The following is a 25911-nucleotide window of genomic DNA, read 5'->3' on the forward strand; positions in this document are numbered from 1 at the left end:
TCCTGTGGTGTGGCTCTGCGTGCGCCTGCCGGGCCTTGAGGGGCGTGATCCGGCGGGGCTGAAGATGGTGCGATGGCGGGCTAGCGACGCCGCAATGCATCAGAAATTATAGCGAGCAGGTGAGAATGACTCTTGTTTTGCACGCTAAGAGTCGGGTTCATGACATCCATGCAGTTGCGGCGCAGGCATGCAAAAAGGCCATGGAAATCCATGGCCTTCTTGTTGTGGCGCCACGCGCCGCAGGGCGGCGGGGCGTTGTGGCGGCGGTCAGGCCGACAGCTTGGGCTGGGAAGCGGTGCCGGTCAGGTAGCCGACGGCGGCGCCGAACTTGCCGCGATAGTTGGTGCTGATCAGCGGGTCCAGCGTGGACTTGACCACGTTGTGGATGCTGCCCCAGTCACCGGCGTGCTGGAAGTTGCTCATGATGTAGGTCCAGCCGTTGATCTCGTCCACGGCGTGCAGGCCCGTGGATTCGCCGCCTGCGGGAATCGACATCAGGCGCGACAGCTGCTTGGTGTCGATGTTGTAGGCCCACAGGAAGTTGTTCACGTGCTGGCCGCTGTCCTCGCCGATGAACAGGGTGCGCATCTTCTCCGAGAACTTGAGGTTGTCGGGGTTGCAGATCTTGTTCGGGTTGCCGGTGTTGCCCAGCGCGTCGGCGCTGATGTCCTCGCCGGCCAGCAGGGCCTTGGTGTCCACGGGCATCCACTCGCTGTTGATGGCGGCGCCGGCCGTGTCCTTCTGGCCACCGCGCAGGTTCAGTGCCATCACGGCGCCGGCCTTGAGCTGCTTGGGGATGGACACGCCATTGCCTGCCACGTTCAGCGCATCACCGGCCACCATGGACTTCTCGCAGTTCTGCAGGGCCGAGTAGGCCACCTTGTCCTTGGCGTTGACGGTCGTGCCTTCCATCTTGGTGAAGCCCATGCTCGCGCCCTTGAAGGCGGCGTAGCGGTGGGTTTCCAGGAAGGCGGCGGCCTTTTCCATGCCGGGGTTGATCTTGATCCACTCCACCTTGCCGTTGGCGGTGATCTTGGTGTAGCTGGCGTCGCCCGGATCGGTCTTGGCCACGGTCATGATGTCCGTGGGCTTGAGCGTGTTGGCCAGCTGCTCGATCTCGGCGCTAGTGGCCGAGCCCAGCTTGATCCAGGTCAGCGCGGCGGCGCTGCCCGATGCGGGGTCGATGGAAAAGCCCGCACCCACCTTGGCCACGTACAGCGAACCCGAGGACAGGTCCTTTTCCTTGTCGGCCACGAAGACGAAGTAGCCGCTGTTGGTGGCGTCGTCGCCCATCAGCGCCGTGCGCTGGTCGGGCATGACCTGGACCAGCTCGTGCGAGATGCGGCCCATGCAGAAATGCTTCTTGATGCTGGCCGTGCCGTCCACGTTGACCGTCACTTCGGGCATGTGGCCGTAGTGGTAGGGGTTGGCCTTGGTCTGGTCGCCATACAGGTTCTGGCTGAAGGCCTGCAACTGCGCATTGCCGGTGGCGAAGGCGTCGGGCTCGTACTCTTCGCTGGACAGATGGGTGCCCCAGGGCGACAGGCTGGCGCCGCAGGTGATCCACAGGCCGTGCACCTTGGAGGTGTCCACGTTGTGGTACTTGACCAGGCTGAGCTTGCCCGTGGTCTGGTCCTGGTCCAGCGTCAGCACGGCGATGGGCGAGGGCAGCTTGCCGTACATGTCGGTCTTGCCATCCTGCGCCCAGGTCGTGTATTCGAACTGCACCACGGCGAACACGGGCTTGCCCTTGACGCCATCCACCTTGGCATTGGGCACGGTCAGCAGCGAGGTGCCGTCGGGCGCATCGGAGAAGAAGTGGCGCTCGCTGCCGGCCACGGTGCGGTCGATGATCTTGTTGTTGTTGATGTCGTAGTAGCCGCCGGCCAGGATCTTGCCGCCCTTGCCGTCCGGCACTTCGTCGCCGGTCACGAAGAAGGGCTGGTAGCCCAGGTCGAAGCTCTGCTCGCTGTTGTCGCTGTACTGCACCTTGAGCTGCGAGGCCACGGTCATCCGGGCCATGGCCTGGGGGTTGGCCAGCGTGGGCGCGGCCATGGAGGTGAAGCTGGCCGCCACATAGTTCTTCGCGGGACCGTCATCGCCACCGCCGCAGGCGGTCAGCAGGCCGGCGGCGGACACGGCGGAGCCGAGCGGCAGCAGGGGGGCGCCGGTCAGGAATTGCAGCGCCTTGCGGCGGGAGAGCATCGTGGATTGGGACATGGGGCTTCCGTTGTGGGGTTGTCTGCATCAGCCCATCGGGGGCGGGATGGGCCGGGATGCCGCTGCGCACTCGCTGGCTATGCATCCGCACGGCATGCTAGGCAGGCACTGTGACAAAGCGATGGCATCCGTATGACACAACAGTGACTGCGTCATGTGGACGCCCGGGTGGCCGCTGGCACGACAGAGAAACGGCAAAGAAAAAGCCCCTCGAAAGGGGCCTGGTGATCTGGTGCCGTGCAGGCGTCAGCCGGACAGTCCGGGCGGCTGCGGCGGTTCGGTGCCGATGGCGTCGCTGCCATCGCTTTCATCGGGCGCCGCAAAGCAGTCACGGAAGGTGAAGACGATGGAGGTGAAGAACATGGCGGCCAGCAGCATGGCCGTGGCAATCATCAGGCCGTTGGCAATGCCGCCCAGCACCTGGGCCAGCACGGCCGAGATCAGTGCCATCACGATGCCGGCCACGATGAACACGCCCATCCAGCTCAGGCCGAAGACCACCAGTGCGCCGATGTTGCGCACGCACGCCACCAGGCTGAAGAACACGGCCTTGACCGGCGGCACGTTGTGCCAGTGCACCAGGCCCGGCGCATGCCAGAACAGCAGCGAAAGCGGCAGGTACAGGCCCATGCTCAGCCACATGGCGGCCTGGAAGTCGGGCGATTCGGCGATCTCGCGCGTCAGCGGCTCGCCGCCCAGGTAGACGTTGGCGAACTGGCCATCGTCCACCAGCATGGACAGGCCCATGATCAGCAAGAAGCCTGCCGCATACATGGCGCCCAGCGTGAGCATGGAATTCAGGCGCTGGCGCCCGGTGCGAAAGGCCACCAGCAGCAGGGCCGGCGTGGGCGCGCGCCCGTGCGAGGCTTCGGCCGCCGCCACCATCATGGCCAGCGATGTGGCCGGCAGCAGGCCCAGCGCGATCACGGGGCCTATCAGCGGCAGCACCGTGACCAGCGACATGGCCGCCATCGACAGAAAGAACAGTGCCGCCAGCGCCAGCGGCTGCTGGCGGAAGGTGCGGATGCCCTGCTGCACCCATTGCAGGCCGGTACGGGCGGGAACGATGAGAAGTTTCATGGGGTGAGGAAGTCGGGGCGCCTGGATGGGGCATGGCCTCTGGCATGGGCCGCGCCGCTGGCGCCCGAACGGGGACTGTACCCGAGGAAGCGCGGCCCGTGGACCGCAAAGCCCTCCGGCAGCCGCGTCGTGGCCGGCCTGGGACGTCAGTCCAGCGCCACGGGGCGGGCCAGGCGCTGGCGCAGCACGCGCTCGAAATGCGTGGGATCGTGGGGAACGAGCATGGAGGCCTCGCGCGGCAGGTGGAAATCCCACAGGCGGGAGATCCAAAAGCGCAGCGCGCCCGCGCGCAGCATGGGGTTGAACAGTTCTCGCTCGGCGGCGGTCAGGGGGCGCACGGACTGGTAGGCATCGATCATGGCCTTGGCCTTGGCCGCGTCATGGGCGCCTGTGGCGTGTTCGATGCACCAGTCGTTGAGGCACACCGCCAGGTCGAACAGCCAGCTGTCCACGCCTGCGAAGTAGAAATCGAAGAAGCCTGTCAGGCGCTCGCCATCGAACATCACGTTGTCGCGGAACAGGTCGGCGTGCACGGGGCCGCGCGGCAGCGCCGCATAGGCGGGCGAGGCGGCCACATGGTTCTGGAAGGCCAGTTCGGAGCGCAGCAGGTCGGCGGTGGGTGCGTCGATGTGCGGGATCACCGTGGGCACGGTCTCGTTCCACCAGGGCAGGCCGCGCAGATTGGGCTGCTGGCGATCGTAGTCTCGGCCGGCCAGGTGCATGCGCGCCAGCATCTCGCCCACGGCGGCGCAGTGTGCGGGCTGGGGGGTCAGCTCGCTCCTGCCGGGAAGGCGGTTGACGATGGAGGCGGGCTTGCCGCACACGCGCAGCAGGATGTCGCCGCTGCGCGTCTCGGCCTGCGGGTCGGGCACGGGAATGCCGGCCTGCGCCAGATGCTTCATCAGGTACAGGTAGAAGGGCAGTTGCTCGGCCGTCAGGCGCTCGAACAGCGTCAGCACCCACTCGCCCTGCTCGGTGGTGAGAAAGTAGTTGGTGTTCTCTATGCCGCCCTGGATGCCGCGCAGCTCCTTGAAGGAACCCAGGGACATGCGGCGCAGCAGCTCGCGCGCATCTTTGTCGGAGACTTCGGTGAAAACGGCCATGTTTGCATTGCCGGCCAGCGCGGCTCGGCGGAAATCGTTGTCGTCAGATATGGAAAGAGGGCAGCGCCGTCAGGTGCTGCCCCCTGGGATGCCGCCGGGCCCCGGGGCCCGGACAGTCCGGTGAGGATCAGAACTTCTTGAGGTTCCAGACGCGCGTGCCGTTGGTGCCGTCGCCATCGCCGCGGTTGCGGGAGGAGCGGGCGCCGTCGTTGGACTGCACCTCATAGGAGGGCATGTCGCCGACCTTGGGCTGCACGGTGATGCTTCGGGTCTGGCCGCCCACGCGCAGTTCGTCAACGCGGCTGCCTTCGTCTTCCACATGGATGCGTTCCACGCGCTGGTTGCTTCGGTCGCGGGCCTCGGGCCTGGCCGTGTCCGGCGCGGTCTGCCCGGCGGTCGCCGCCGCGGGGGCGGTGGAGGCAGCCGGGGCAGGCGTGGGGTTCTGGGCCAGCACGGGGCTGGCGGCCAGGCTCAGGAGGATGAGAAGTGGAGCGGCGCGCATGGGCTCCATTGTAGGTCTTGCGGCGGGCCCTGTCCCGCCCTGTCCCCCTGCCGGCGCGTGCACAATCGGCGCATGAGCAATTCCAAGACCCTGGTGCTGATCGACGGCTCCAGCTACCTCTACCGCGCCTACCACGCCATGCCGGATCTGCGCGCCGAGCCCGGCAACCCGGAAAGCCCCGCCACGGGCGCCATCCGCGGCATGATCAACATGCTCCAGGCGATCCGCAAGGAAGTGGCGGCCGACTACGCGGTCTGCGTGTTCGACGCCAGCGGCCCCACCTTCCGCGATGCGCTCTATCCCGAATACAAGGCGCACCGCTCGCCCATGCCCGACGATCTGCGCTCGCAGATCGAGCCCATCCACGAAGTGGTCCGCCTGATGGGCTGGCCCGTGCTGGCCATCCAGGGCGTGGAGGCCGACGACGTGATCGGCACCCTGGCCAAGACGGCCGCCGCCCAGGGCGTGAACGTGGTCATCTCCAGTGGAGACAAGGACCTGTCCCAGCTGGTGGATCCCCACATCATGGTGATGGACACCATGAGCGGCAAGCGCCGCGACGTGGCCGGCGTGACGGCCGAGTTCGGCGTGCCGCCTGCGCAGATGATCGACTACCAGGCGCTGGTCGGCGATGCCGTGGACAACGTGCCCGGCGTTGCCAAGGTCGGCCCCAAGACGGCCGTCAAGTGGCTGGCCGAGCACGGCTCGCTCGACGGCCTGATCGCTGCGGCCGACGGCATCAAGGGCGTGGCTGGCCAGAACCTGCGCGATGCCATCGCCTCGGGCCAGCTGGCGCTGAGCCGCCAGCTGGTCACCATGAAGACCGACTGCGACCTGAGCGCCGAAGTGCCAACCCTGCCCGTGCTCGACGCGCTGGCGCCGCGCGAGCCCGATACCGCGCCGCTGCGCGAGTTCTATGAGCGCTACGGCTTCAAGGGGCTGGCACGCATGCTCGGCGGTGCCGCGCCCGAGCCCGATGCGCTGCAAGCCGTCAAGGCCGGCCGCAAGCCAGCGGCCAAGCCGCGTGCCGACCAGTCCACGGGCGACATGTTTGCCCAGGAGCAGGCCGAATCCGACGACGCCACCGCCGAGGCCGAGACCGCCCAGCAGCGTGCGCTGGACTACGACGTGGTGCTGACCTGGGAAGCGTTCGACCAGTGGCTGGCCAAGATCAACGCCGCCGAACTCACGGCCCTGGATACCGAAACCACCTCGCTGGACGAGATGCGTGCCGAGATCGTCGGCATCTCGCTGAGCGTGGAGCCCGGCGCCGCCGCCTACATCCCCCTGCGCCATGCCGGCCCCGACGCGCCCGAGCAACTGCCGGCCGACGAAGTGCTGCAGCGCCTCAAGCCCTGGCTGGAGGATGCGGCCCGGCCCAAGCTGGGCCAGCACGTCAAGTACGACCGCCATGTCTTCGCCAATGCCGGCATCGAGGTGCACGGTTATGTGCACGACACCATGCTGCAAAGCTATGTGCTGGAAGTGCACCGCCCGCACGGCCTGGCCAGCCTGGCGCTGCGCCACACCAACCGCACGGGCATCAGCTATGAAGACCTGTGCGGCAAGGGCGCCCACCAGATCCCGTTCGCCCAGGTGCCCGTGGACAAGGCTGCCGCCTACGCCTGCGAGGATGCGGACCAGACCCTGGACGTGCACCGCGTGCTGTGGCCGCAGCTGCAGGCGCACGACGGCCTGCGCGGCATCTACGAGCTGGAGATCGCCACCAGCGAGGCCCTGTTCCGCATAGAGCGCAACGGCGTGCTCATCGATGCCGCCACGCTGGCCAGGCAGAGCAACGATCTGGGCCAGCGCATCGTGCAGCTGGAGCAGGAGGCCTACGACATCGCGGGCCAGCCCTTCAACCTGGCCAGCCCCAAGCAGCTGGGCGAGATCTTCTTCGACAAGCTGGGCATGCCCGTGGTCAAGAAGACGGCCACCGGCGCACGCAGCACCGATGAAGAGGTGCTGGAGAAGCTGGCCGAGGACTATCCGCTGCCCGCCAAGCTGCTGGAGCACCGCAGCCTGTCCAAGCTCAAGGGCACCTATACCGACAAGCTGGCCCAGCTGGCGCTGCCGCGCACGGGCCGGGTGCACACGCACTACGCCCAGGCCGTGGCCGTGACGGGGCGCCTGTCCAGCAACGACCCCAACCTGCAGAACATCCCCATCCGCACGCCCGAAGGCCGGCGCGTGCGCGAGGCCTTCATTGCCGCGCCCGGCCATGTGATCGCCAGCGCCGACTACTCGCAGATCGAGCTGCGCATCATGGCCCACCTGTCGGGCGACGAGTCGCTGCTGCGCGCCTTCCACGAAGGCCGCGACGTGCACCGGGCCACGGCATCGGAAGTCTTCAACGTGGAGCTGGAGCAGGTCAGCAGCGAGCAGCGCCGCTATGCCAAGGTCATCAACTTCGGGCTGATCTACGGCATGAGCAGCTTTGGCCTGGCCAAGAACCTGGGCATAGAGACCAAGGCTGCCGCCGCCTACATCGACCGCTATTTCCAGCGCTATCCAGGCGTCAAGCGCTACATGGACGAGACGGTGGAATTCGCGCGCGACCACGGCTACGTGGAAACCGTCTTCGGCCGCCGCCTGTACCTGGTGGACATCAACGGCGGCAGCGGCCCGCGCAAGAAGGCGGCCGAGCGCCAGGCCATCAACGCGCCCATGCAGGGCACGGCGGCCGACCTGATCAAGAAGGCCATGGTGGCGGTGCAGGCCGAGCTCGATGCCAGGCAGTCCGAGGTCCGCGTCATCATGCAGGTGCACGACGAACTGGTGTTCGAGCTGCCCGAAGGCGAGTCGGACTGGGTGCGCACCGAGATCCCGCGCCTGATGGCCGGCGTGGCGGAGCTGAAGGTTCCCTTGCTCGCCGAAGTGGGCGTCGGCCCCAACTGGGACAAGGCACATTGAGCTTCACGCGCGCATCGTAGACTTGGCCGGTTCTCAACCACCACCAAGGAGAGATGCATGCGTGACGATCAGCAGCAAGACCTGAAGGCCCTGGTTCCGGGGCGCAGCAGCGAAGAGGGGCCCACGCGGCGCCTGGCATTGCAGACGGCCCTGGGCCTGGGCTATGCCGCAGCGGCCACGCCGCTGATGGCGCAGACCGCCATCTCCACGCCGGCCGACGGCCTGACGGCCGGCGAGGTGCATTTCACCGTGAACGGCTTCAAGGTGCCGGCCTACCGCGCCGCGCCCGCCGGCAAGAAGAATGTGCCCGTGGTGCTGGTGATCTCCGAGATCTTCGGCGTGCACGAATACATTGCCGACACCTGCCGCCGCCTGGCGCGTGCCGGCTACCTGGCCATCGCCCCCGATCTGTATGCGCGCCAGGGCGATCCCAAGACCTATACCGAGATCGCCAAGCTCATGAGCGAGCTGGTCTCCAAGGTGCCCGACGAACAGGTCATGGCCGACCTGGACGGCGCCGTGCAATGGGCGGGCACGCAGGGCGGCGATACGGCGCGCGTGGCCATCACGGGCTTTTGCTGGGGCGGGCGCATCACCTGGCTGTATGCGGCCCATGGCCCGGTCAAGGCCGGCGTGGCCTGGTACGGCCGGCTGGAAGGCGCCAAGACCGCGCTGCAGCCACGCCATCCTCTGGAGCTGGTCTCCAGCCTCAAGGCGCCGGTGCTGGGCCTGTATGGCGGGCAGGACACGGGCATTCCGCTGGAATCCGTGGAGCGCATGCGCGAGGCGCTCAAGCAGGGCTCGGCAGCGGCCAAGGCCTCGGAGTTCGTGATCTACCCGGAGGCGCCCCACGCCTTCCATGCCGACTACCGGCCCAGCTACCGCGAGCAGGCTGCGCGCGACGGTTGGCAAAAAATGCTGGCCTGGTTCAATAAGCATGGGGTGACCCCCTGAGCGGCTGCGCCGCTTCCCCCTCTCTCGCTTCGCGGGAGGGGGACGACACCCTCGGTGCGGGGCGGCCCTTCCTCGGTGTCCCTGGTGTGAGGACGCGCCAGTTTTTAAGGTATTGCTGACTAGCTTTCAACTTTATTCGCGCAGGGGGGCTTGACAGCTTCTGTAGGCTGAAACCGAGGGCACCCGACACCGTGGCCTGCTTCCTTCATGGGATCGCAGGCCACGGCTGCGATGGGGCCGGTCTTTCTGCGAGAATTCGCGGGTTTCGCCTGCAAGGGCATACGGTTGAAGCACAAATCGCTATGACATTGGTAGCAATCATTCTGGCCACCCTGGCCGCCGGTATTGGCAGCGTCTGGGTGGCCGCGTTGTTGATGGGGCTGGGAGGCAACCGCTCGCCGGGCATGATGCCGCAGCGGCTGTTGAGCCTGGCGGCGGGCGCGCTGCTGGCCACGGCCTTCATGCACCTCTTGCCCGAAGCCTTCGAGAGCGAGGCCGGCGCGCACGACCTGTTCGTCACGCTGCTGGTGGGCCTGGTGTTCTTTTTCCTGCTGTCCAAGGCCGAGCTGTGGCACCACGGGCATGAGCACGGCGCGCCGCCGGCCCATGAGCACGATCACCACGAGCATCACGATCACCAGGGCCACGCCCATGACCATTCCCATGGCCACCATCATGGCCACCGCCACGGCGGCTGGGCGGTGCTGACCGGCGACAGCGTGCACTGCTTCGGCGATGGCGTGCTGATCGCCTCCGCCTTCATGGCCGACATGCGCCTGGGGCTGATCGCGGCGGTGTCGGTGCTGGCCCATGAGGTGCCACACCACATGGGTGACATCGTGGTGCTGCGCCAGTCCAGCTCCAACCGGCGCGTGGCCCTGATCAAGGTGTCCATGGCCGGGGCCGTGACCACGCTGGGCGGCATTGGCGGCTATTTCCTGGTCGGCCAGCTGCAGGAGCTGCTGCCGTACTTCCTGGCCGTGGCCTCCAGCAGCTTCATCTACGTGGCGCTGGCCGACCTGATTCCCCAGCTGCAAAAGCGCCTGAGCGCGCGCGAGACCGTGGCCCAGGTGGGCTGGCTGATGCTGGGCATCGTGCTGGTCACCGTGGTCAGCCGCGCGGCGCACGCGCACTGAGCGGGCGGCGTTTCAGGCTATCCCGCACCGGCCTGCACGGGCGTGCTGCCCAGCAGGTCGGCATAGTCCACGGCGTACTTGATGAAGGCCGCATGGCCGTCGATGCGCAGCTTGCGGCGCAGGTGCAGCCGGTGGGTTTCCACGGTGCGCACCGAGGTGCCCATCAGTGCCGCAATCTCCTTGTTGGAGCGGCCCTCCGAGATCCACTGCAGCACGCTGGCCTCGCGCGGCGTGAGGGCGCGCCGGGGGCCGGCACCGGCGCCGTCGTCCTCGACCACGGGCTGCAGGCCGGGGCTGAAATACAGGCCGCCCGCGTAGACCCGGTCTATGGCCTCGATGAGCTGCTGCGCCGGTGCATCCTTGAGCACATAGCCGCGTGCGCCCAGTGCCACGGCGCGCCGCACGTATTCGGGGTCCTCGTGCATGGACAGCACCAGCACGCGCACCAGGGGGAACTGATCGCGGAACAGCGCGGCCAGGTCGATGCCACTGGCGCCCGGCATGCGGATGTCGGTCACCACCAGGTCGGGCGACAGCTCGCGCGCCAGCGGCACGGCCTGGTCCATGCTGGCGGCCTCGCCCACGACACGGATATGGTCGGTGGCCTGCAGGCGCATGGACACGCCGTCGCGCACAAGAGGGTGGTCGTCCACCAGGAGGATGCGGATCATGGGGTTCATGCAGCGGCCTGTGGGAGTTCGAATTCCGGTGAGGGAGACAGCGGCATGCCGCCGCTGCGGTAGAGCACGGCGACCAGCCGGGTGCCCCGGGCGCCCGAGCTGATGCTCAGATGGCCGCCCAGGCCCTCGATGCGCTCGCGCATGTTGCGCAGGCCGATGCCGCCCTGGCGGTCGCGCTGCACGCGGCGCATGTCGAAGCCCTGGCCGTCGTCGCTGACCTGCAGCACCACGCGGCGGCGCTGAAAGTGCAGGCTGACGTCGATGCGCGTGGCCTGCGCATGGTTTTGCGCATTCGTCACGGCCTCCTGGGCCACGCGGAACAGGGCCGTGGCGTGGCTGGGCGGCAGAAAGCGGGTCTCGCCCCGGCAGCCGAACTGCATGCGCAGGCCGTCCTCGGCCTGCATCTGCTGGCTCATCAGTGCCAGGGCCGGGGCCAGGCCCAGGTCGTCCAGCAGGGCGGGGCGCAGGCCGTGGGAGACGCGCCGTATCTCCACCAGCGCGTGGTTGAGCTGCTCCAGTCCCTGGTCCACCATGCGCTGGGCCGTGGCCGGGTCCTGTGCGGCCAGGCGCCTGAGCTGGGCCTGGGCCGTCTCCAGCAGGAACTTGGACGAGACCAGCACCTGGACCACGCCGTCATGCAGGTCGCGCGCCACGCGCGTGCGTTCTTCCTCCTGCGAATGCACCACGCGCTGGGCCAGGCGCTGCAGCTTGGTGCTGGACACGCGGTGGTCGCTGAGATTGAACGCCAGCCCCGCCACGCCGATGAGCACGATGCACAGCGCCGCAATGCCGAAGATGCGCCAGCGCGTGGCCGCGATATTGGCCTGGGCGCTTTCGTCGATCTGGCGCAGCGCCTGCTCCACATCGTCCAGGTACAGGCCCGTGCCCAGCGACCAGCCCCATTCGGGGACCGTGGCCACGTAGGCGAGCTTGGCCTCGGTACGCAGCGAGGACGGCTTTTGCCACTGGTAGCGCACCAGGCCGCCGCCGCTGCGCGCGGCATCCAGGATGATCCTGGCGGGCCCTGCGCCGCCCGGGCTGTTGGGATCGCACAGGTCCACGCCCGACAGGCCCATCTGCCGCGCATCCAGCAGCACGTTGCCGTGTTCGTCGTAGACAAAGAAGTAGCCGTCCTCGCCGAACTGCATGCGCGCCAGCGTATCCAGCGCCTGGCGCCGCTGCACGGATGGCTCCTCGCCGCTGGACTGGATGCGCGCCAGCGCCGTGGTCGCCAGCTGCACGTAGTGCCGCAGCTCGGTCTCCTTGCTGTGCAGGTAGGCGGTCTCGACCAGCTCTCGTTCCTGGCGGGCCAGCTCCAGTGTCTGGTGTTGCACGGTCACCGCGACCAGGCCCAGGGCCAACGCGATGGCGGCAATCGACAGAAGCGCAAGTTTCAGCGGAAGTTGCATGGGAGCCTGTGTGGAGTGCACCGACGATCTTTTCCGCCCAGTGCACGGACCTTGTCAACAGGGCTTGCGCGCATGGCGCCGGGGCCCGGCAGCGGACCTTGAATGGCGGGCGTCGTATCTGCCAATAGCCTGTGCGCGCTGCATATCCACGCGCGCAGGAAAAGGAATTTGAATATCCCAAGGAAAATGCCATGGATAATATATTTCGCGCACGAAAGAATATCCCATTGACATAGGGAATCCGATATGCATTTTCTTGGTGCGTTGTCCCCTTTTTGGGGTCTTGAATAATGGTTTTGCCGTATTGTGGTGCGCCGTCCCTCATCTGTCTGACATGCCTGGCTACGGTTGAGCAGGTTCCGTGCCAAGCCGTTGTTTCAGAAGAGAGTTATCCTGCTGCGTAGCACTGCGCAAGCGGTCCTGCGTAGTGGTGCGTAGGGGAAAATTCATTATCGAATGCTCCAGATCCCTGCCTAGAATTTCTCCGTGAAATCACTGATTCGAATCATTTTGTGTCAATGATTCATGTCGCCTTCGATGACCCAATTAAATGGTGACGAAGTGTTTCCGGGGCGCCGTTGCAGTAATGCGCGGCACGGCAGTGGCAGTTTGTATTCTTGTTTCAGAAAGGCAATACCATGGATATTCGATCGAACCTGCGGCGCGTGGCGCTGGCATGCGGTGTGGCGGCGGCGGTAGCGACGCTGGCGGGCTGCGCCGCGCCCCACAAGCGCGAGGTGCTGTCCACCACGCAGATCTATCCGGCCATCGGCCCGTATTCGCAGATGGTGGCGCATGGCAACACGATCTACTTCTCGGGCGTGCTGCCGCTGAACGCGCAGGGCACGGCCATCCAGGGCACGACCATCGAGGAGCAGACGCGCGCCGTGCTGGACCACATCGGCGCCAAGCTCAAGTCCCAGGGACTGGGCTATGAGGATGTGCTGTCCACCTCGGTCTTCATGAAGGACCTCAACGAGTTCGCCGCCATGAACAAGGTCTATGGCGAGTACTTCAAGACCGGCGCCCCCGCTCGGGCCACGGTGGAGGTGGCGCGCCTGCCGCGCGATGTGAAGATCGAAATCTCGGCCATCGTCGGCCGCCGCTGACCGCTTGCGCAACGACAGGAGGACCGCATGAACGCACGACACCCCCAGATCGCGGCCGAGCAGGCCACATCCCTGACCGCCACTGCGGCCGCCGGCGAATCCGGCTATCCCGCGCGCTGGACTTCCAAGCGCCGCGACTTCCTGCGCATGCTGGGCTACGGCACCGGCGCAGCCACGCTGGGCCCGCTGCTGGCTGCCTGCGGCAGCGGCAATGCCCAGACCTCGGCCGCTGCGCTGCGCGAGCAGCTCATGCGTGACGAGGCCTTCTGGACCGACGTGCAGAGCATGTTCATCCTCAAGCCCGAGAAGACCTATATGAACATCGGCACGGCGGGCTCCATGCCCAAGCTGGTGCTCGATGTGTTCGATACCGAAAACCGCAAGAAGGCCGCCGACTCGGGCAACGGCTACAGCAACCTGCTGGACCTGCGCAAGCAGGTGGCGCCGGGCTTTGGCGTGGATGCCGACGAGCTGGCCTTCTCGGCCAACACCTCCTCGGGCATGTGCCACGCCATCCTGGGCATCGACTGGCAGCGTGGCGACGTGGTGGTGACCACCAACCACGAGCACGGCGGCGGCGACACGCCGCTGAAGATCGCCCAGGACCGCTACGGCATCGAGGTCTCGCGCATTGCGCTGCCCGTGGGCAACAACCAGACGGCCGCCACCTACGTGAACCTGTTCGACGAGCGCATCCGCGCGCTCAAGGCCCAGGGCAAGCGCGTGCGCGCCATGATGTGGTCCTCTCCCACCTACAAAACCGGCACCATGCTGCCCATTGCTGACCTGATGGGCGTGGTCAAGGCGCACGGCCTGATCAGCATCGTGGACGGCGCCCACCTGCCGGGCATGATGGCCTACAACTATGCGGAGCTGGGCATGGACTTCATGTCGGGCGCGGGCCACAAGTGGCAGTGCGGCCCGGGCTCCACGGGCATCCTCATCATCCGCAACAAGATCCGCGCCTCCAACCCGCTGCCCCTGCCCAAGTGGTACCCGGTGCACACCAGCGCCTATCCGGCGCTGGAGCGCACGACCACGGCCAAGGAGACCTACGACATCGCCGCCTCGGTCACTTCCTGCGGCAGCGTGCACACGCCCATGTTCATGGCGCTGGCCCAGGCCTGCGCGCAGTGGGACAGCATCGGCCGCAAGAAGATCGAGACCTATGACCTGACGCTGTCGTCCTACCTCAAGGAAAAGATCGTCGAGCGCTGGGGCGTGGACTCGCTGTACTCGCCCAAGGACGATCCCAAGCTGCTGTCGGCGCTGACCTGCTTCAACCCGTTCCAGAACAAGGACGACGTGATGAACGGGACCAAGTCCTCGACCTTCGTGGCGCGCATGCTCAGCGACTATCCGCAGGGCTTCGTGATCCGCAACTCCAACTTCCCCGTGATCGGCGCGGCGGCAGACCACTACGGCGTGCGCGTGTCCACGCACCTGTGGCATGACGCGCGGGACATCGATCTGCTGGTGGATGCGATGTGGGATCTGTCTAGAAAGATGGCTTGACCCCCTGAGCCGCTTCGCGGCTTCCCCCTTCTCGCTTCGCGGAGGGGGACGACACCCTCGCTGCGGGGCGGCCCTTGCTCGGTGTCCCTCGCGTTGGGCCATGCTTGTGTTGGGGGCGCGCTTTTAGGCGCGGAGCGCTGTCCTCCGCCTTTCATCGTCAGCCGGGCTGTCCTTCGTCGCGGATGGCGGCGCGGACCTGGGGGAGCTGGCGGCGTGAGACCATGAGCAGTTCGGGGATGCCGTGCAGGCGCAGGGCCCAGCCTTCGCCTTCGGTGGGGTCGTCGTGGCGTTCCAGGGCGCGCAGGGCGCTGCGTGCCACGAGGGCGTTGCGGTGCACGCGCAGCAGGTGGTCGGCGTGGCGGGCCTCCAGGTCGGCCAGGGCGCCGTCGAGGATGTAGCTGCGGCCCACGGTGCGCACGGTCACGTATTTCTGTTCGGCCTTGAGGTAGAGCACCTCCGACAGGGGCAGGCGCACGGTGGCGCCCCGGTCCTGTATCAGCAGCACGGGGCCGCTGTCGCGTTCGGCCGTCTGGTGCGCGGCCGTGCGCGCGGCCTTGGCCAGGGCCTGCTGCAGGCGTTCGCGGCGCACGGGCTTGGTCAGGTAGTCGGCAGCATCCAGGTCGAAGGCCTCGACCGCGTGGCCGGCATGGGCGGTGACGAAGACCACGGCAGGCGGCAGCGGCAGGCGGCGCAGCATATGGGCCAGGGCCAGGCCGTCCTGGCCGGGCATGTGGATGTCCAGCAGTGCCAGCTCCACGGGGCGCGGGCCCGGCGCCTGCAGCACGGCCATGGCCTGGCGGGCGTCCGCCGCCTCGCTGACCTGGTGCGGGCCGCTGCCCGTGCATGCCTGCACGTCGGCCAGCAGGGTGCGCAGCCGCGCGCGGGCCAGGGCTTCGTCGTCAACGATCAGGATGTGCATGGTGCTTCTTCTTCGATAAAGCCTTCGTGGGTTGGCTGGCAGGCGGTGCCAGCGGCAGGCTGATGCGCACCACGAAATGCCCGTTGAGCGTGCGCGCCGTGAGGTGGGCCTGCAGGTCGTGCAGCAGCGACAGCCGGGCGCGCACATTGGCCAGCGCAATGCCGTTGCCGCGCGTGCCGGCTGCGCTGGCGGAATCGATCTCGGAGGGCAGGGTGTTGGTGATGCGCACCTCCACCAGATCGCCACGGCGCTCGGTGCGCACCTGCAGCTTGCCGCCGCGTGCGCTGGGCTCCACGCCATGGCGTATGGCGTTTTCCACCAGCGGCTGCAGCAGCAGCGGCGGCAGCAGGGCGCCGTGGGCGGCAGGGTCCAGTTGCCAGCGCACCTGCAGCCGTTCGCCAAAGCGCACCTGCTCGATGGCCAGGTAGCGCTGGGCCAGCTCGATCTCCTCGGCCAGCGTGGTCGTGCTGTGCGGCTCGGCCAGCGCATAGCGGAACAGGTCGCTGAGGTCCTCCAGCAGGGCCTCGGCCTTGGCGGGCTCGGCGCGCACCAGGGCGATGGCGCTGTTGAGCGTGTTGAACAGGAAATGCGGGCGTATGCGCGACTGCAGCTCGGCCAGCCGCGCCTGCGTGTCGGCGGGTGCGTGGCCGCGTGCGCGCAGCACCAGGGCTGCGACCAGCAGGGCTGCCAGCAGTCCGCCGGACACGGCGCTGGCCAGCCAGGGGGCGCTGGTGCCGCCAGCCAGGTGCAGCATGGCGCAGGCATACAGCCCGGCCGCCATGCCCAGCAGCACGCCGGCCGCGTACTGGCCGGAGGCGGGCAGCCGCTGCAGCGGGTGCTTGAGCAGGCAGGCGGCCACCAGCCAGACCAGCGTGCCGGGCAGGCAGGCGCCGGTCAGCAGGGCCATGCCCTGCAGCCACTGCAGGGGCGAGTCGGCACCGAACATCGAGGCCGTTGCCACCACGGCCTGCACAAACAGCACGGCGCGCAGCACCACGCCTACGTTGCAGGCGTCAAAGACCAGCGCCGCAGGCAGGGGCGGGGGGGCAGTGGTGGGGGTCGGCTGGGTCGGCAAGGGGCGGCAGGTAGTGTTTCGGCGGGTGGGGTTCGCGCCGCATGCCCGGATTATGGTCATGCCGGGCGGGCCTGCACAGCGGTCACACCGCCCATGCACACCCATGCACGCCCATGCAGGCCCGTGTAGGCCCCTGCACGGGCGTGGCGCCGCCCAGGTCGATAGAATCTTCGCTTCCTGCCTGCGCCGGGGGGCGATGCCGCCCGCCGCCTGCGCTGCCTGCACAGCCCCATCGAAGATCGCGTCCTCACATGTCTGCCAATCAACCAACGTCCGCCTCGCACAACCAGCTCGATACCAAGGCCCAGGCCTGGTCCGCTCTCTTCGAAGAGCCGATGAGCGATCTGGTCAAGCGCTATACCTCCAGCGTGTTCTTCGACAAGCGCCTGTGGCAGGCCGACATCACGGGCAGCCTGGCGCATGCCGAGATGCTGGCGGCCCAGGGCATCATCGCCGCCGCCGACCATGAAGCCATCCGCAAGGGCATGGCGCAGATCACGCAGGAGATCGAGTCCGGCCAGTTCGAGTGGAAGCTCGACCTGGAAGACGTGCACCTGAACATCGAGGCCCGCCTGACCCAGCTGGTCGGCGACGCCGGCAAGCGCCTGCACACGGGCCGCAGCCGCAACGACCAGGTGGCCACCGACGTGCGCCTGTGGCTGCGCGGCGAGATCGACCTCATCGAAGGCCTGCTGGGCGAGCTGCAGCTGTCCCTGGTCGAAGTGGCCGAGAAGAATGTGGACGTGATCCTGCCCGGCTTCACCCACCTGCAGGTGGCCCAGCCCGTGAGCTTTGCCCACCACCTGCTGGCCTATGTGGAAATGTTCAAGCGCGACGCCGAGCGCATGCTGGACCTGCGCCGCCGCGTCAACGTGCTGCCGCTGGGCAGCGCCGCCCTGGCCGGCACCACCTACCCGCTGGACCGCGAGCGCGTGGCCCGCACGCTGGGCATGGAAGGCGTCTGCCAGAACTCGCTGGACGGCGTCAGCGACCGCGACTTCGCCATCGAATTCACCTCGGCCGCCAGCCTGTGCATGGTGCACGTGAGCCGCCTGTCCGAAGAGCTGATCATCTGGATGAGCCAGAACTTCGGCTTCATCCGCATCGCCGACCGCTTCACCACGGGCTCGTCGATCATGCCGCAGAAGAAGAACCCCGACGTGCCCGAGCTGGCACGCGGCAAGACCGGCCGCGTGGTCGGCCACCTGATGGGCCTGATCACCCTGATGAAGGGCCAGCCCCTGGCCTACAACAAGGACAACCAGGAAGACAAGGAGCCGCTGTTCGACACGGTGGACACCCTGAAGGACACGCTGCGCATCTTCGCCGAGATGATCGGCGGCCAGGCCGACCCGGCCACGGGCGGCAAGAAGGGCGGCATCACCGTCAACGCCGAAGCCATGCGCGCCGCCGCTCTCAAGGGCTACGCCACGGCCACCGACCTAGCCGACTACCTGGTCAAGAAGGGCCTGCCCTTCCGCGACGCGCACGAGACCGTGGCCCATGCCGTCAAGCTGGCCTCGCAAAAGGGCGTGGACCTGACCGAGCTGCCGCTGGCCGAACTGCAGGCCTTCAATCCCGGCATCGAGGCCGACGTCTTCGAGGCGCTCAGCCTGGAAGGCTCGCTCAATGCGCGCAACACCCTGGGCGGCACGGCGCCGGCCCAGGTGCGCAAGCAGCTGGCAGGCCACCAGGCGCGCTTGAATGCACGCCTGAACGCGCGCCTGGGCTGATCCCCCCGTTCGCCGGAGCCACGCCATGACATCCTCCCGCCGCCAACTGCTGACGGGGGCGCTGCGCGCCGCCGGCGCAGTGACCGCCGTTGCCGCCTCGTCCGCCCTGGCCCCGCTGGCCTGGGCCCAGCCCGGGCAGGCCATTCGCATCCTCGTGGGCTTTCCGCCGGGCGGCGGCACGGATGCCATCGCGCGCCTGCTGGCCGACCGGCTCAAGGACGTGCTGGGCACCACGGTGCTGGTGGACAACCGCCCCGGCGCGGGCGGCCAGATCGCGGCGCAGCAGCTCAAGGCGGCTGCGGCCGATGGCCACACGCTGTTCCTCACGCATGACCACACCATCTCCATCCTGCCCCAGGTGGTGAAGAAGCCGGGCTTCGACCCGGCCCATGACTTCGTTCCCGTGGCCGGCTTTGCCACCTTCGTGAACGCGCTGGCGGTCTCCGCCAGCACGCCGGCGCGCAACCTTGCCGAGTATGTGGAGTGGGTGCGCCAGGGCGCAAAGCGCGGCAGCATAGGCATACCCGCGCCCGCGTCCACGCCGGAATTCCTGGTCAGGCTGCTGGGCGAGCACTACAGGCTGGACCTGGTGGCCGCGCCCTACCGGGGCAGCGCGCCCATGCTGGCCGACATGCTGGGCAACCAGATCCCGGCCGGCATCGCCTCGGTGCAGGACTTCATGGAAAACCACAAGGCCGGCAAGCTGCGCGTGATCGGCGTGCTGGGCACGCGCCGCCAGGCCACCATGCCCGAAGTGCCCACGCTGGCCGAGCAGGGCGTCAAGGGCTTCGAGGACACGCCCTACTACGGCATCTACGCGCCGCGCGGCACGCCCCAGGCCTTCATCGACCGCTTCTCCGCCGCCGTGGCCACCGTGCTCAAGCAGCCCGATGTGCACGAGCAGCTCACCGCCCTGGGCCTGACCGTGGGCCACATGCCGCCCGCGCAACTGGCCGAGCGCGAGCAGGCCTATACCCAGGTCTGGAAACGCATCATCCAGACCAGCGGCTTCCAGCCGCAGTAAGACAGGCGGACTGCGGGGCGACAGCCTCCGCGACCGGCAGGCGCTGTGAACCGGCAAGCGCTGTGTTTTGGTACGGCCATCGCCGGAGCTGACGGTGCAGTGGGTGGCGCGAATCCTTGTGATCGGACATATATGACGCCCTTGTGCGCCGATGTCTTACAGATGGATACACCGCAGACCCGGTTCCGGGCACCTGCAGCAGGGCCTGCAGCGGATGCGGCCCGGTATCATCCCGCGCAGTGGTTTTCAGCCGCAGCGGATGCGGCCCTGCATTCGGCGCATGCGGGCGGCGGGCATCTGCCTCGTTGCAGCCCTTGCCGCCGAGCCCTGCCGCAGCGCAGGGCTTTTCATTTGCAGCCTGTGCACCGTGCACGGCGCGCGCCGCAGCGCTGAAAGCCTGCTCATTCCAAGAAAACACCGGGCCATCTGAGCCCGACAGAAGGGATTGCCATGGGGGTGCTTCGCACGACAGCGATCAAGGGGTTCCAGAGTCCGCCGGCGCACGGCCGGCCCTGGGGCAGGTGGGGTTTGGGCCTGCTGCTGGGATCGGCGGCGCTGGCGGCGCAGGCCGTGGGCGTGCGCCAGTTCAGCCCGCAGGGAGAGGTGGCCAAGGTCGAGCAGGTGGTGGTGCAGTTCGATGGCACGGCCGTGCGCTTTGGCGACCCCAAGGCGGCCGCGCCGGTCACGCTCAGCTGCAGCGATGCGGCGGCCACCCAGGGCACGGGCCGCTGGAACAGCGACCGCGAATGGGTGTTCGACTTCAAGCAGGCCCTGCCGCCCGGCGTGCGCTGCACGGCCCAGCTCGTGGCCGGCTACAAGTCGCCTGCGGGCACGGCCGTGACGGGCGCTGCCAGCTACCAGTTCCAGACCGGTGGCCCGGCCGTGCTGGACATGGCACCCGACACCTATGAACAGATCGACGAGGAGCAGTACTTCGCTCTGCGCCTGTCGGGCCCGGCCACCGTGCAAAGCCTGCAGCAGCACATGTGGTGCACGGCCGAAGGCGTGGGCGAGCGCATTCCCGTGCGCCTGATCGAAGGCAAGGAGCGCGACGAGCTGCTCAAGCACCGCGGCTGGGACAAGGCCGCTGCCAAGAACCCGCTGCAGTACGCCACGCTGGCCTGCAACCGCCGCCTGACGGCGGGCACGACCATGACGCTGGTCTTCGGCGCCGGCATTGCCACGCCCAACGGCGTGGCCAGCCGCCAGGACAAGCGCTTCGAGTACCGCGTGCGCGAGCCCTTCGCCGCCGAGTTCAGCTGCGAGCGCGAGAACGCCCAGGCCGCCTGCCTGCCGATCCGTCCCATGCGCCTGCGCTTCAACGCCCCCGTGCCGCGCAAGCTGGCCGAGGGCATCCGCCTGAGCAGCGGCGCCTCCAAGGTGGCGCCCGTGATCGACAGCGAATACGGCGAAAAGCTCAGCGAGGATTCGCTGGTGCAGAACCTGAGCTTCCCGGCCACCATGCAGGCCCAGGCGCGCTACACGGTGGAGCTGCCTCCGCAGTTCAAGGACGCGGCAGGCCGCAGCCTGAGCAATGCCGACATGTTCCCGCTGCAGGTGGCCACGGGCGCGCTGCCGCCGCTGGCCAAGTTCGCGGCCTCGCCCTTCGGCATCGTCGAGCGCTATGCCGAAGGCCCGGACGGCCCGGCCCTGCTGCCCGTGACGCTGCGCAATGTGGAGTCCGAGCTGGCCACCAGGTCCCTGGACGCCAGCCGCGTGAGCACCAAGCAGCCCGGCAGCGATGCCGAGATCATTGCCTGGATGCGCCGCGTGGCCGACTACGAGTCCTCCGACATGGACCGCAAGCGCGCCTCGCGCGACATCAAGGGCCCGCTGCCGCCCGTGATCGACAACGAAAACCGCGACTATGTGCAGACGCGCATGCTGTCGCTGCTGGCCGGCCAGGGCGACGTCAAGACGCTGGAGCTGCCCAAGCCCGTCAAGGGCGATCCGCGCCCCTTTGAGGTGGTGGGCATTCCGCTCACGCCGGGCTTTCACGTGGTCGAGATCGCCTCGCCGCTGCTGGGGCAGTCGCTGCTCGACGAGCGCTACGGCTCGGCGCGCAGCATGTATGTGCGCACCGCGGCCCTGGTGACCAACCTGTCCGTGCACTTCAAGCTCGGCCGCGAGAACGCGGCCGCCTGGGTCACCACGCTGGACAAGGGCCAGGCCGTGGCCAATGCCAGGGTCCAGGTCTCCGACTGCAATGGCAAGGTGCTGACCTCGGCCACCACCGATGCCAGCGGCGTGGCCCGCCTGGACGGCCTGTCGCCCGAGCCGCCCCAGTGCACGGGCGGTGTCGGCTACCGCTCGCCGGCCTACTTCGTCAGCGCACGCGCCCAGGGCAAGGACGGCCAGCAGGAGCTGGCCTTCACCTGGAGCGACTGGCAGCGCGGCATCGAGTCCTGGCGCTTCAACGTGCCCACCAGCCGCAGCGCCCAGCGCGACGAAGTGGCCCACACCATCTTCGACCGCACGCTGCTGCGCGCCGGCGAGACCGTGTCCATGAAGCACCTGATGCGCACCCAGACCGGCATCGGCCAGGGGCAGGGCGGCTTTGCGCTGCCCGAGCAGCGGCCCACGCAACTGGTCATCACCCATGAAGGCAGCGGCCAGCAGTACACGCAGCCGCTGCAGTGGCGTTCCACGGGCACGGGCGGCCTGAGTGCGGAAAACAGCTTCTCCGTGCCCAAGGGCGCCAAGCTGGGTTCGTACTCCGTGGAGCTGCGCGGCGAGGGCAACGGCTCGCGCGGGCGCAACAACCGCTTCGGCACGGGCAGCTTCCGTGTCGAGGAATTCCGCCTGCCCGTGCTCGAAGGCCGTGTGGGACCCGAAGGCAAGCAGGCCCTGGTCGGCGTCTCCAGCCTGCCGGTGCAGGTGCAGGTGAACTACGTCTCCGGCGGCCCGGCCGCCAATTTGCCGGTGCGCGTGTCCGCCCTGGTGCGCTCCACCTGGATGGACCGCAGCGACTGGCAGGGCTTCAGCTTCTCGGCACCGCGAAGCGCCCAGGACACGGGCCAGAGCGATGACGAGGAGGCCACGGCCGCCCAGGACAGCAAGGTGGTGGCCGACAAGCTGCCCGTGACGCTGGACCGTGAAGGACTGGGCAAGCTCAAGATCGAGAACCTGCCCAAGCTGCGCGAGCCGCGCGAACTGCTGATCGAGGCCACCTATGCCGACCCCAATGGCGAGGTGCAGACCCTGCGCAGCACGCAGATGCTGTGGCCCGCGGCCATCGTGGCCGGCGTGCGCGCCGAAAGCTGGATCACCACGGGCCGCAAGCTCCAGTTCCAGGCGCTGGCCCTGGGCGTGGACGGCAAGCCCCAGGCCGGCGTGCCGGTCAAGGTGGAGGCCATCTCCCGCGTCACCACCAGCAGCCGCAAGCGCCTGGTGGGGGGCTTTTACAGCTACGACAACCAGACCGCGCTCCAATCCATGGGCACGGTGTGCACGGGCAACAGCGATGCCCAGGGCATGGTGCAGTGCGAGGCCCAGCTGTCGCAGCCCGGCGAGGTCGAGCTGATCGTCACCGCCTCCGACAAGGATGGCCGGCCCGCCCAGGCCGCCTCCAGCGTCTGGGTCACGCGCCAGGGCGAACTGTGGTTCGGCGGCGAGGACCATGACCGCATGGACGTGCTGCCCGAAAAGCGCAGCTACGAGCCCGGCGAGACCGCGCGCTTTCAGGTGCGCATGCCCTTCCGCTATGCGACGGCCCTGGTCGCCGTGGAGCGCGAAGGCATCGTCAGCACCCAGGTCATGCAGCTCAATGGCCAGAACCCCACAGTGGAGCTGAAGGTCCAGCCCGACTGGGGGCCCAACGTCTACGTGAGCGTGCTGGCCCTGCGCGGGCGGCTGCGCGAGGTGCCCTGGTACAGCTTCTTCACCTGGGGCTTCAAGGCGCCGCGCGAGTGGTGGAATGCCTTCTGGCATGAGGGCAAGGAATACATCGCGCCCACGGCCCTGGTCGATCTGTCCAAGCCCGCCTACCGCCTGGGCATGGCCGAGATCCGCGTGGGCACCAAGGCCCATCGCATCGACGTCAAGGTCACGGCCGACCAGGCCAGCTACCAGGTGCGCGGCACCGCCAAGGTCACCATCAGCGCCACGCTGCCCGACGGCAAGCCCGCCGCTGGCGCCGAGGTGGCCCTGGCGGTCGTGGACCAGGCCCTGCTGGAGCTCATGCCCAACACCAGCTGGCAGCTGGCCGACGCCATGCTGCGCCGCCGCGAGTGGGGCGTGCAGACCTCGACCGCGCAGATGGAGGTGATCGGCAGGCGCCACTACGGCCGCAAGGCCGTGGCCGCTGGCGGCGGCGGTGGCCGCAGCCAGACGCGCGAGCTGTTCGAGACGCTGCTGCTGTGGAATCCGAGCGTGGTGCTGGACGCCCAGGGCAAGGCCCAGGTCAGCGTGCCGCTCAACGACTCGCTGACCACCTTCCAGGTGGTGGCGGTGGCCGACTATGGCGTGTCGATGTTCGGCACGGGCCAGGCGCCCATCCGCACGGCCCAGGACCTGCAGATCATCAGCGGCCTGCCGCCGCTGGTGCGCGAGGAGGACCAGTTCCGTGCCATGGTCACGCTGCGCAACACCTCGGCCAAGGCCATGAAGGTGCAGGTCACGCCGCGCGCCACGCTGCTGGAGCTGGCAGCGCAGACCGTGGAGATTCCCGCGGGCGAGGCGCGCGAGGTGGGCTGGAACGTCACCGCCCCGGCCCAGCTGGGCCAGACCCGCGCCGAGTCGCTGATCTGGGAGATCGAGGCCCGCGACACCGCAGGCGGTGACAAGCCGGCCAGCGACAGGCTGAAGGTCAGCCAGCGCATCATCCCGGCCGTGCCGCTGACGGTGCAGCAGGGCACGCTGATGCAGGTCGATGGCAGCATCAACCTGCCCGTGCAGCTGCCGGCCGACGCGCTGGCCGGCCGCGGCGGCCTGCGCATGTCGCTGGCGCCCAAGCTGGCCGAAGGCCTGCCGGGCGTGCGCGACTGGTGGGCGCGCTATCCCTACAGCTGCCTGGAGCAGGTCACCAGCAAGGCCGTGGGCATGAGTGACGCCACGCTGTGGCAGTCCACCATGGGCCAGCTGCCCAGCTACCTGGACAGCGACGGCCTGGCCAGCTACTTCCCGCTGGCCGGCGACGGCTCGGGCCGTGCGGCCCGCGGCAGCGATACGCTGACGGCCCACCTGCTCAACCTCTCGGCACTGGCGCAGGGCGTGGACAAGCGCTTCGTGCTGCCGGCGGCCGAGCGCGAGCGCATGGAAAACGGCCTGATCGCCTTCGTCGAAGGCCGCATCCAGCGCAGCTTCTGGAGCCCGCGCAAGGACCTGGACATGCGCAAGCTGGCCGCCATCCAGGCGCTGGCGCTGACGGGCCGCGCCAATCCGCGCATGCTCGACAGCATCACCATCGCGCCCAACGACTGGCCCACGCATGCCGTCATCGACTGGGTGGCCCTGCTCAAGCACATGCGCGAGCTGCCCCAGCGCGAACAGCAGCTGGCCCAGGCCCAGCAGATCCTGCGCGCCCGCCTGAGCTACCAGGGCACGCGCGTGGCCTTCAGCAACGAGCAGGACGACCAGTGGTGGTGGCTGATGCAGGGCCCCGAGGTCAACCTGGCCCGCCTGATGCTGGTCAACATGGACGACCCGACGTGGAAGGAAGAGCTGCCGCGCCTGGCCAACGGCTTCATCTCGCGCCAGAGCAACGGTGCCTGGGGCACGACCACGGCCAACCTGTGGGGAGCGCTGGCACTGCAGCGCTTCTCGCAGCAGTTCGAGGCCACGCCCGTGACGGGCGCCACCCAGGCGGCTTTGGGCGCGTCCCAGGCCCGCGTGGAGTGGAGCCAGGTCACGCGCATGCGCGCCAGCGACAGCGAGGGCGCGGCGCACCAGGCGTCCAGCTTCGGCGCGACCACGGTGGTCGGCGGCCTGCGCAACAACACCATGTTCCTGCCCTGGAGCGCGGTGGGCGAGGCCCGCAAGGGCCAGCTGACGGTGACCCAGCAGGGCACGGGCAAGCCCTGGCTCACGCTGCAGTCTGTGGCGGCCGTGCAGTTGAAGGCGCCGTTCAGCGCCGGCTACACCGTCACGCGCACGGTCAAGCCCGTGGAGCAGGCCGACAAGAGCCTGCCCGCAGGCCAGTACTCGCGCGGCGACGTGCTGCGCGTCACGCTGGAGGTGCAGGCCCGCACCGACATGACCTGGGTGGCCATCACCGACCCCGTGCCCACGGGCGCCACCATCCTGGGCGGCGGTCTGGGGCGCGACTCGGAGATCGCCTCGGGCGGCGAGCGCGCAGAAGGCGCGGGCTGGCTGGCCTATGAGGAGCGCAGCTTCGAGGCCTACCGCGCCTACTACCAGTACCTGCCCAAGGGCAATACGCGCGTGGAGTACACCGTGCGGCTGAACAATGCCGGCGACTTCGCGCTGCCGCCCACGCGGGTGGAGGCGCTGTATGCGCCCGAGATGTTCGGCGAGGTTCCCAACGCCCGCATCAAGGTGGGCGACAAGCGCTGATGCAGCGTTGATGGCGCCCTGAC

The 25911-nt window shown here is 68.3% G+C and carries 16 protein-coding genes; 8 read left to right on the top strand and 8 right to left on the bottom strand.

Features of this window, described 5'->3' with window-relative positions:
* Positions 1-267: 267 nt before the first annotated feature.
* The 4 genes from HFGMBDPB_RS03765 to HFGMBDPB_RS03780 form a co-directional block, all read right to left on the bottom strand.
* Positions 268-2220, bottom strand: coding sequence for a PhoX family protein (locus HFGMBDPB_RS03765; RefSeq protein ID WP_047326594.1), 1953 nt, complete (start codon positions 2218-2220; stop codon positions 268-270).
* Between the two features lie 246 nt (positions 2221-2466).
* On the bottom strand, positions 2467-3300 hold the full coding sequence (locus HFGMBDPB_RS03770) for a BPSS1780 family membrane protein (protein ID WP_016445799.1): 834 nt from the start codon (positions 3298-3300) through the stop codon (positions 2467-2469).
* Between the two features lie 146 nt (positions 3301-3446).
* Positions 3447-4403 (bottom strand): homoserine kinase, encoded by a 957-nt coding sequence (locus HFGMBDPB_RS03775; protein ID WP_016445800.1) that lies wholly within the window; start codon positions 4401-4403, stop codon positions 3447-3449.
* A gap of 127 nt (positions 4404-4530) precedes the next feature.
* Positions 4531-4905 carry a hypothetical protein gene (locus HFGMBDPB_RS03780; protein WP_016451118.1) on the bottom strand — a complete coding sequence of 125 codons (375 nt, stop codon included), beginning with the start codon at positions 4903-4905 and terminating at the stop codon, positions 4531-4533.
* A 72-nt stretch (positions 4906-4977) separates the two neighbouring features.
* Between HFGMBDPB_RS03780 and polA the strand changes: the two genes are divergently transcribed.
* The 3 genes from polA (at position 4978) to HFGMBDPB_RS03795 (ending at position 9911) form a co-directional block, all read left to right on the top strand.
* Entirely contained in the window at positions 4978-7821 is a 2844-nt protein-coding gene (gene polA / locus HFGMBDPB_RS03785) for a DNA polymerase I (protein WP_016451119.1), read from the top strand.
* Positions 7822-7878: 57 nt separating this feature from the next.
* Positions 7879-8775: a dienelactone hydrolase family protein gene (locus tag HFGMBDPB_RS03790; protein WP_016451120.1), complete on the top strand. Its 897-nt coding sequence runs from the start codon at positions 7879-7881 to the stop codon at positions 8773-8775.
* A 302-nt stretch (positions 8776-9077) separates the two neighbouring features.
* Positions 9078-9911 carry a ZIP family metal transporter gene (locus tag HFGMBDPB_RS03795; RefSeq protein ID WP_016445804.1) on the top strand — a complete coding sequence of 278 codons (834 nt, stop codon included), beginning with the start codon at positions 9078-9080 and terminating at the stop codon, positions 9909-9911.
* A gap of 17 nt (positions 9912-9928) precedes the next feature.
* Here HFGMBDPB_RS03795 and HFGMBDPB_RS03800 read toward each other — a convergent pair whose 3' ends face one another.
* Positions 9929-10591 (bottom strand): response regulator, encoded by a 663-nt coding sequence (locus HFGMBDPB_RS03800; RefSeq protein ID WP_016451121.1) that lies wholly within the window; start codon positions 10589-10591, stop codon positions 9929-9931.
* On the bottom strand, positions 10588-12000 hold the full coding sequence (locus tag HFGMBDPB_RS03805) for a cache domain-containing protein (protein ID WP_016445806.1): 1413 nt from the start codon (positions 11998-12000) through the stop codon (positions 10588-10590). Before HFGMBDPB_RS03805 ends, HFGMBDPB_RS03800 begins: the two co-directional genes overlap by 4 nt.
* Before the next feature lie 638 nt (positions 12001-12638).
* Between HFGMBDPB_RS03805 and HFGMBDPB_RS03810 the strand changes: the two genes are divergently transcribed.
* On the top strand, positions 12639-13109 hold the full coding sequence (locus HFGMBDPB_RS03810; protein WP_016445807.1) for a Rid family detoxifying hydrolase: 471 nt from the start codon (positions 12639-12641) through the stop codon (positions 13107-13109).
* Between the two features lie 27 nt (positions 13110-13136).
* Positions 13137-14624, top strand: coding sequence for an aminotransferase class V-fold PLP-dependent enzyme (locus tag HFGMBDPB_RS03815; protein WP_016451122.1), 1488 nt, complete (start codon positions 13137-13139; stop codon positions 14622-14624).
* A 157-nt stretch (positions 14625-14781) separates the two neighbouring features.
* On the opposite strand, the gene HFGMBDPB_RS03820 is transcribed toward HFGMBDPB_RS03815, so the two are convergent.
* On the bottom strand, positions 14782-15543 hold the full coding sequence (locus HFGMBDPB_RS03820; protein WP_016445809.1) for a LytR/AlgR family response regulator transcription factor: 762 nt from the start codon (positions 15541-15543) through the stop codon (positions 14782-14784).
* On the bottom strand, positions 15524-16678 hold the full coding sequence (locus tag HFGMBDPB_RS03825) for a sensor histidine kinase (protein ID WP_026062438.1): 1155 nt from the start codon (positions 16676-16678) through the stop codon (positions 15524-15526). The genes HFGMBDPB_RS03820 and HFGMBDPB_RS03825 overlap by 20 nt, the downstream gene beginning before the upstream one ends.
* A 191-nt stretch (positions 16679-16869) precedes the next feature.
* Between HFGMBDPB_RS03825 and argH the strand changes: the two genes are divergently transcribed.
* The 3 genes from argH to HFGMBDPB_RS03840 all read left to right on the top strand — a co-directional run bounded on the left by argH (position 16870) and on the right by HFGMBDPB_RS03840 (position 25888).
* A complete protein-coding gene (gene argH, locus HFGMBDPB_RS03830; RefSeq protein ID WP_016445811.1) occupies positions 16870-18351 on the top strand; it encodes an argininosuccinate lyase in 1482 nt (493 codons plus the stop codon).
* A 25-nt stretch (positions 18352-18376) separates the two neighbouring features.
* Positions 18377-19375: a Bug family tripartite tricarboxylate transporter substrate binding protein gene (locus tag HFGMBDPB_RS03835; RefSeq protein ID WP_016451125.1), complete on the top strand. Its 999-nt coding sequence runs from the start codon at positions 18377-18379 to the stop codon at positions 19373-19375.
* 450 nt (positions 19376-19825) lie between these two features.
* Positions 19826-25888: an alpha-2-macroglobulin family protein gene (locus tag HFGMBDPB_RS03840; protein WP_212644954.1), complete on the top strand. Its 6063-nt coding sequence runs from the start codon at positions 19826-19828 to the stop codon at positions 25886-25888.
* Positions 25889-25911 lie beyond the last annotated feature (23 nt).

Source organism: Delftia sp. PE138 (assembly GCF_018320755.1).
GTDB classification, from domain to species: domain Bacteria; phylum Pseudomonadota; class Gammaproteobacteria; order Burkholderiales; family Burkholderiaceae_C; genus Comamonas; species Comamonas tsuruhatensis.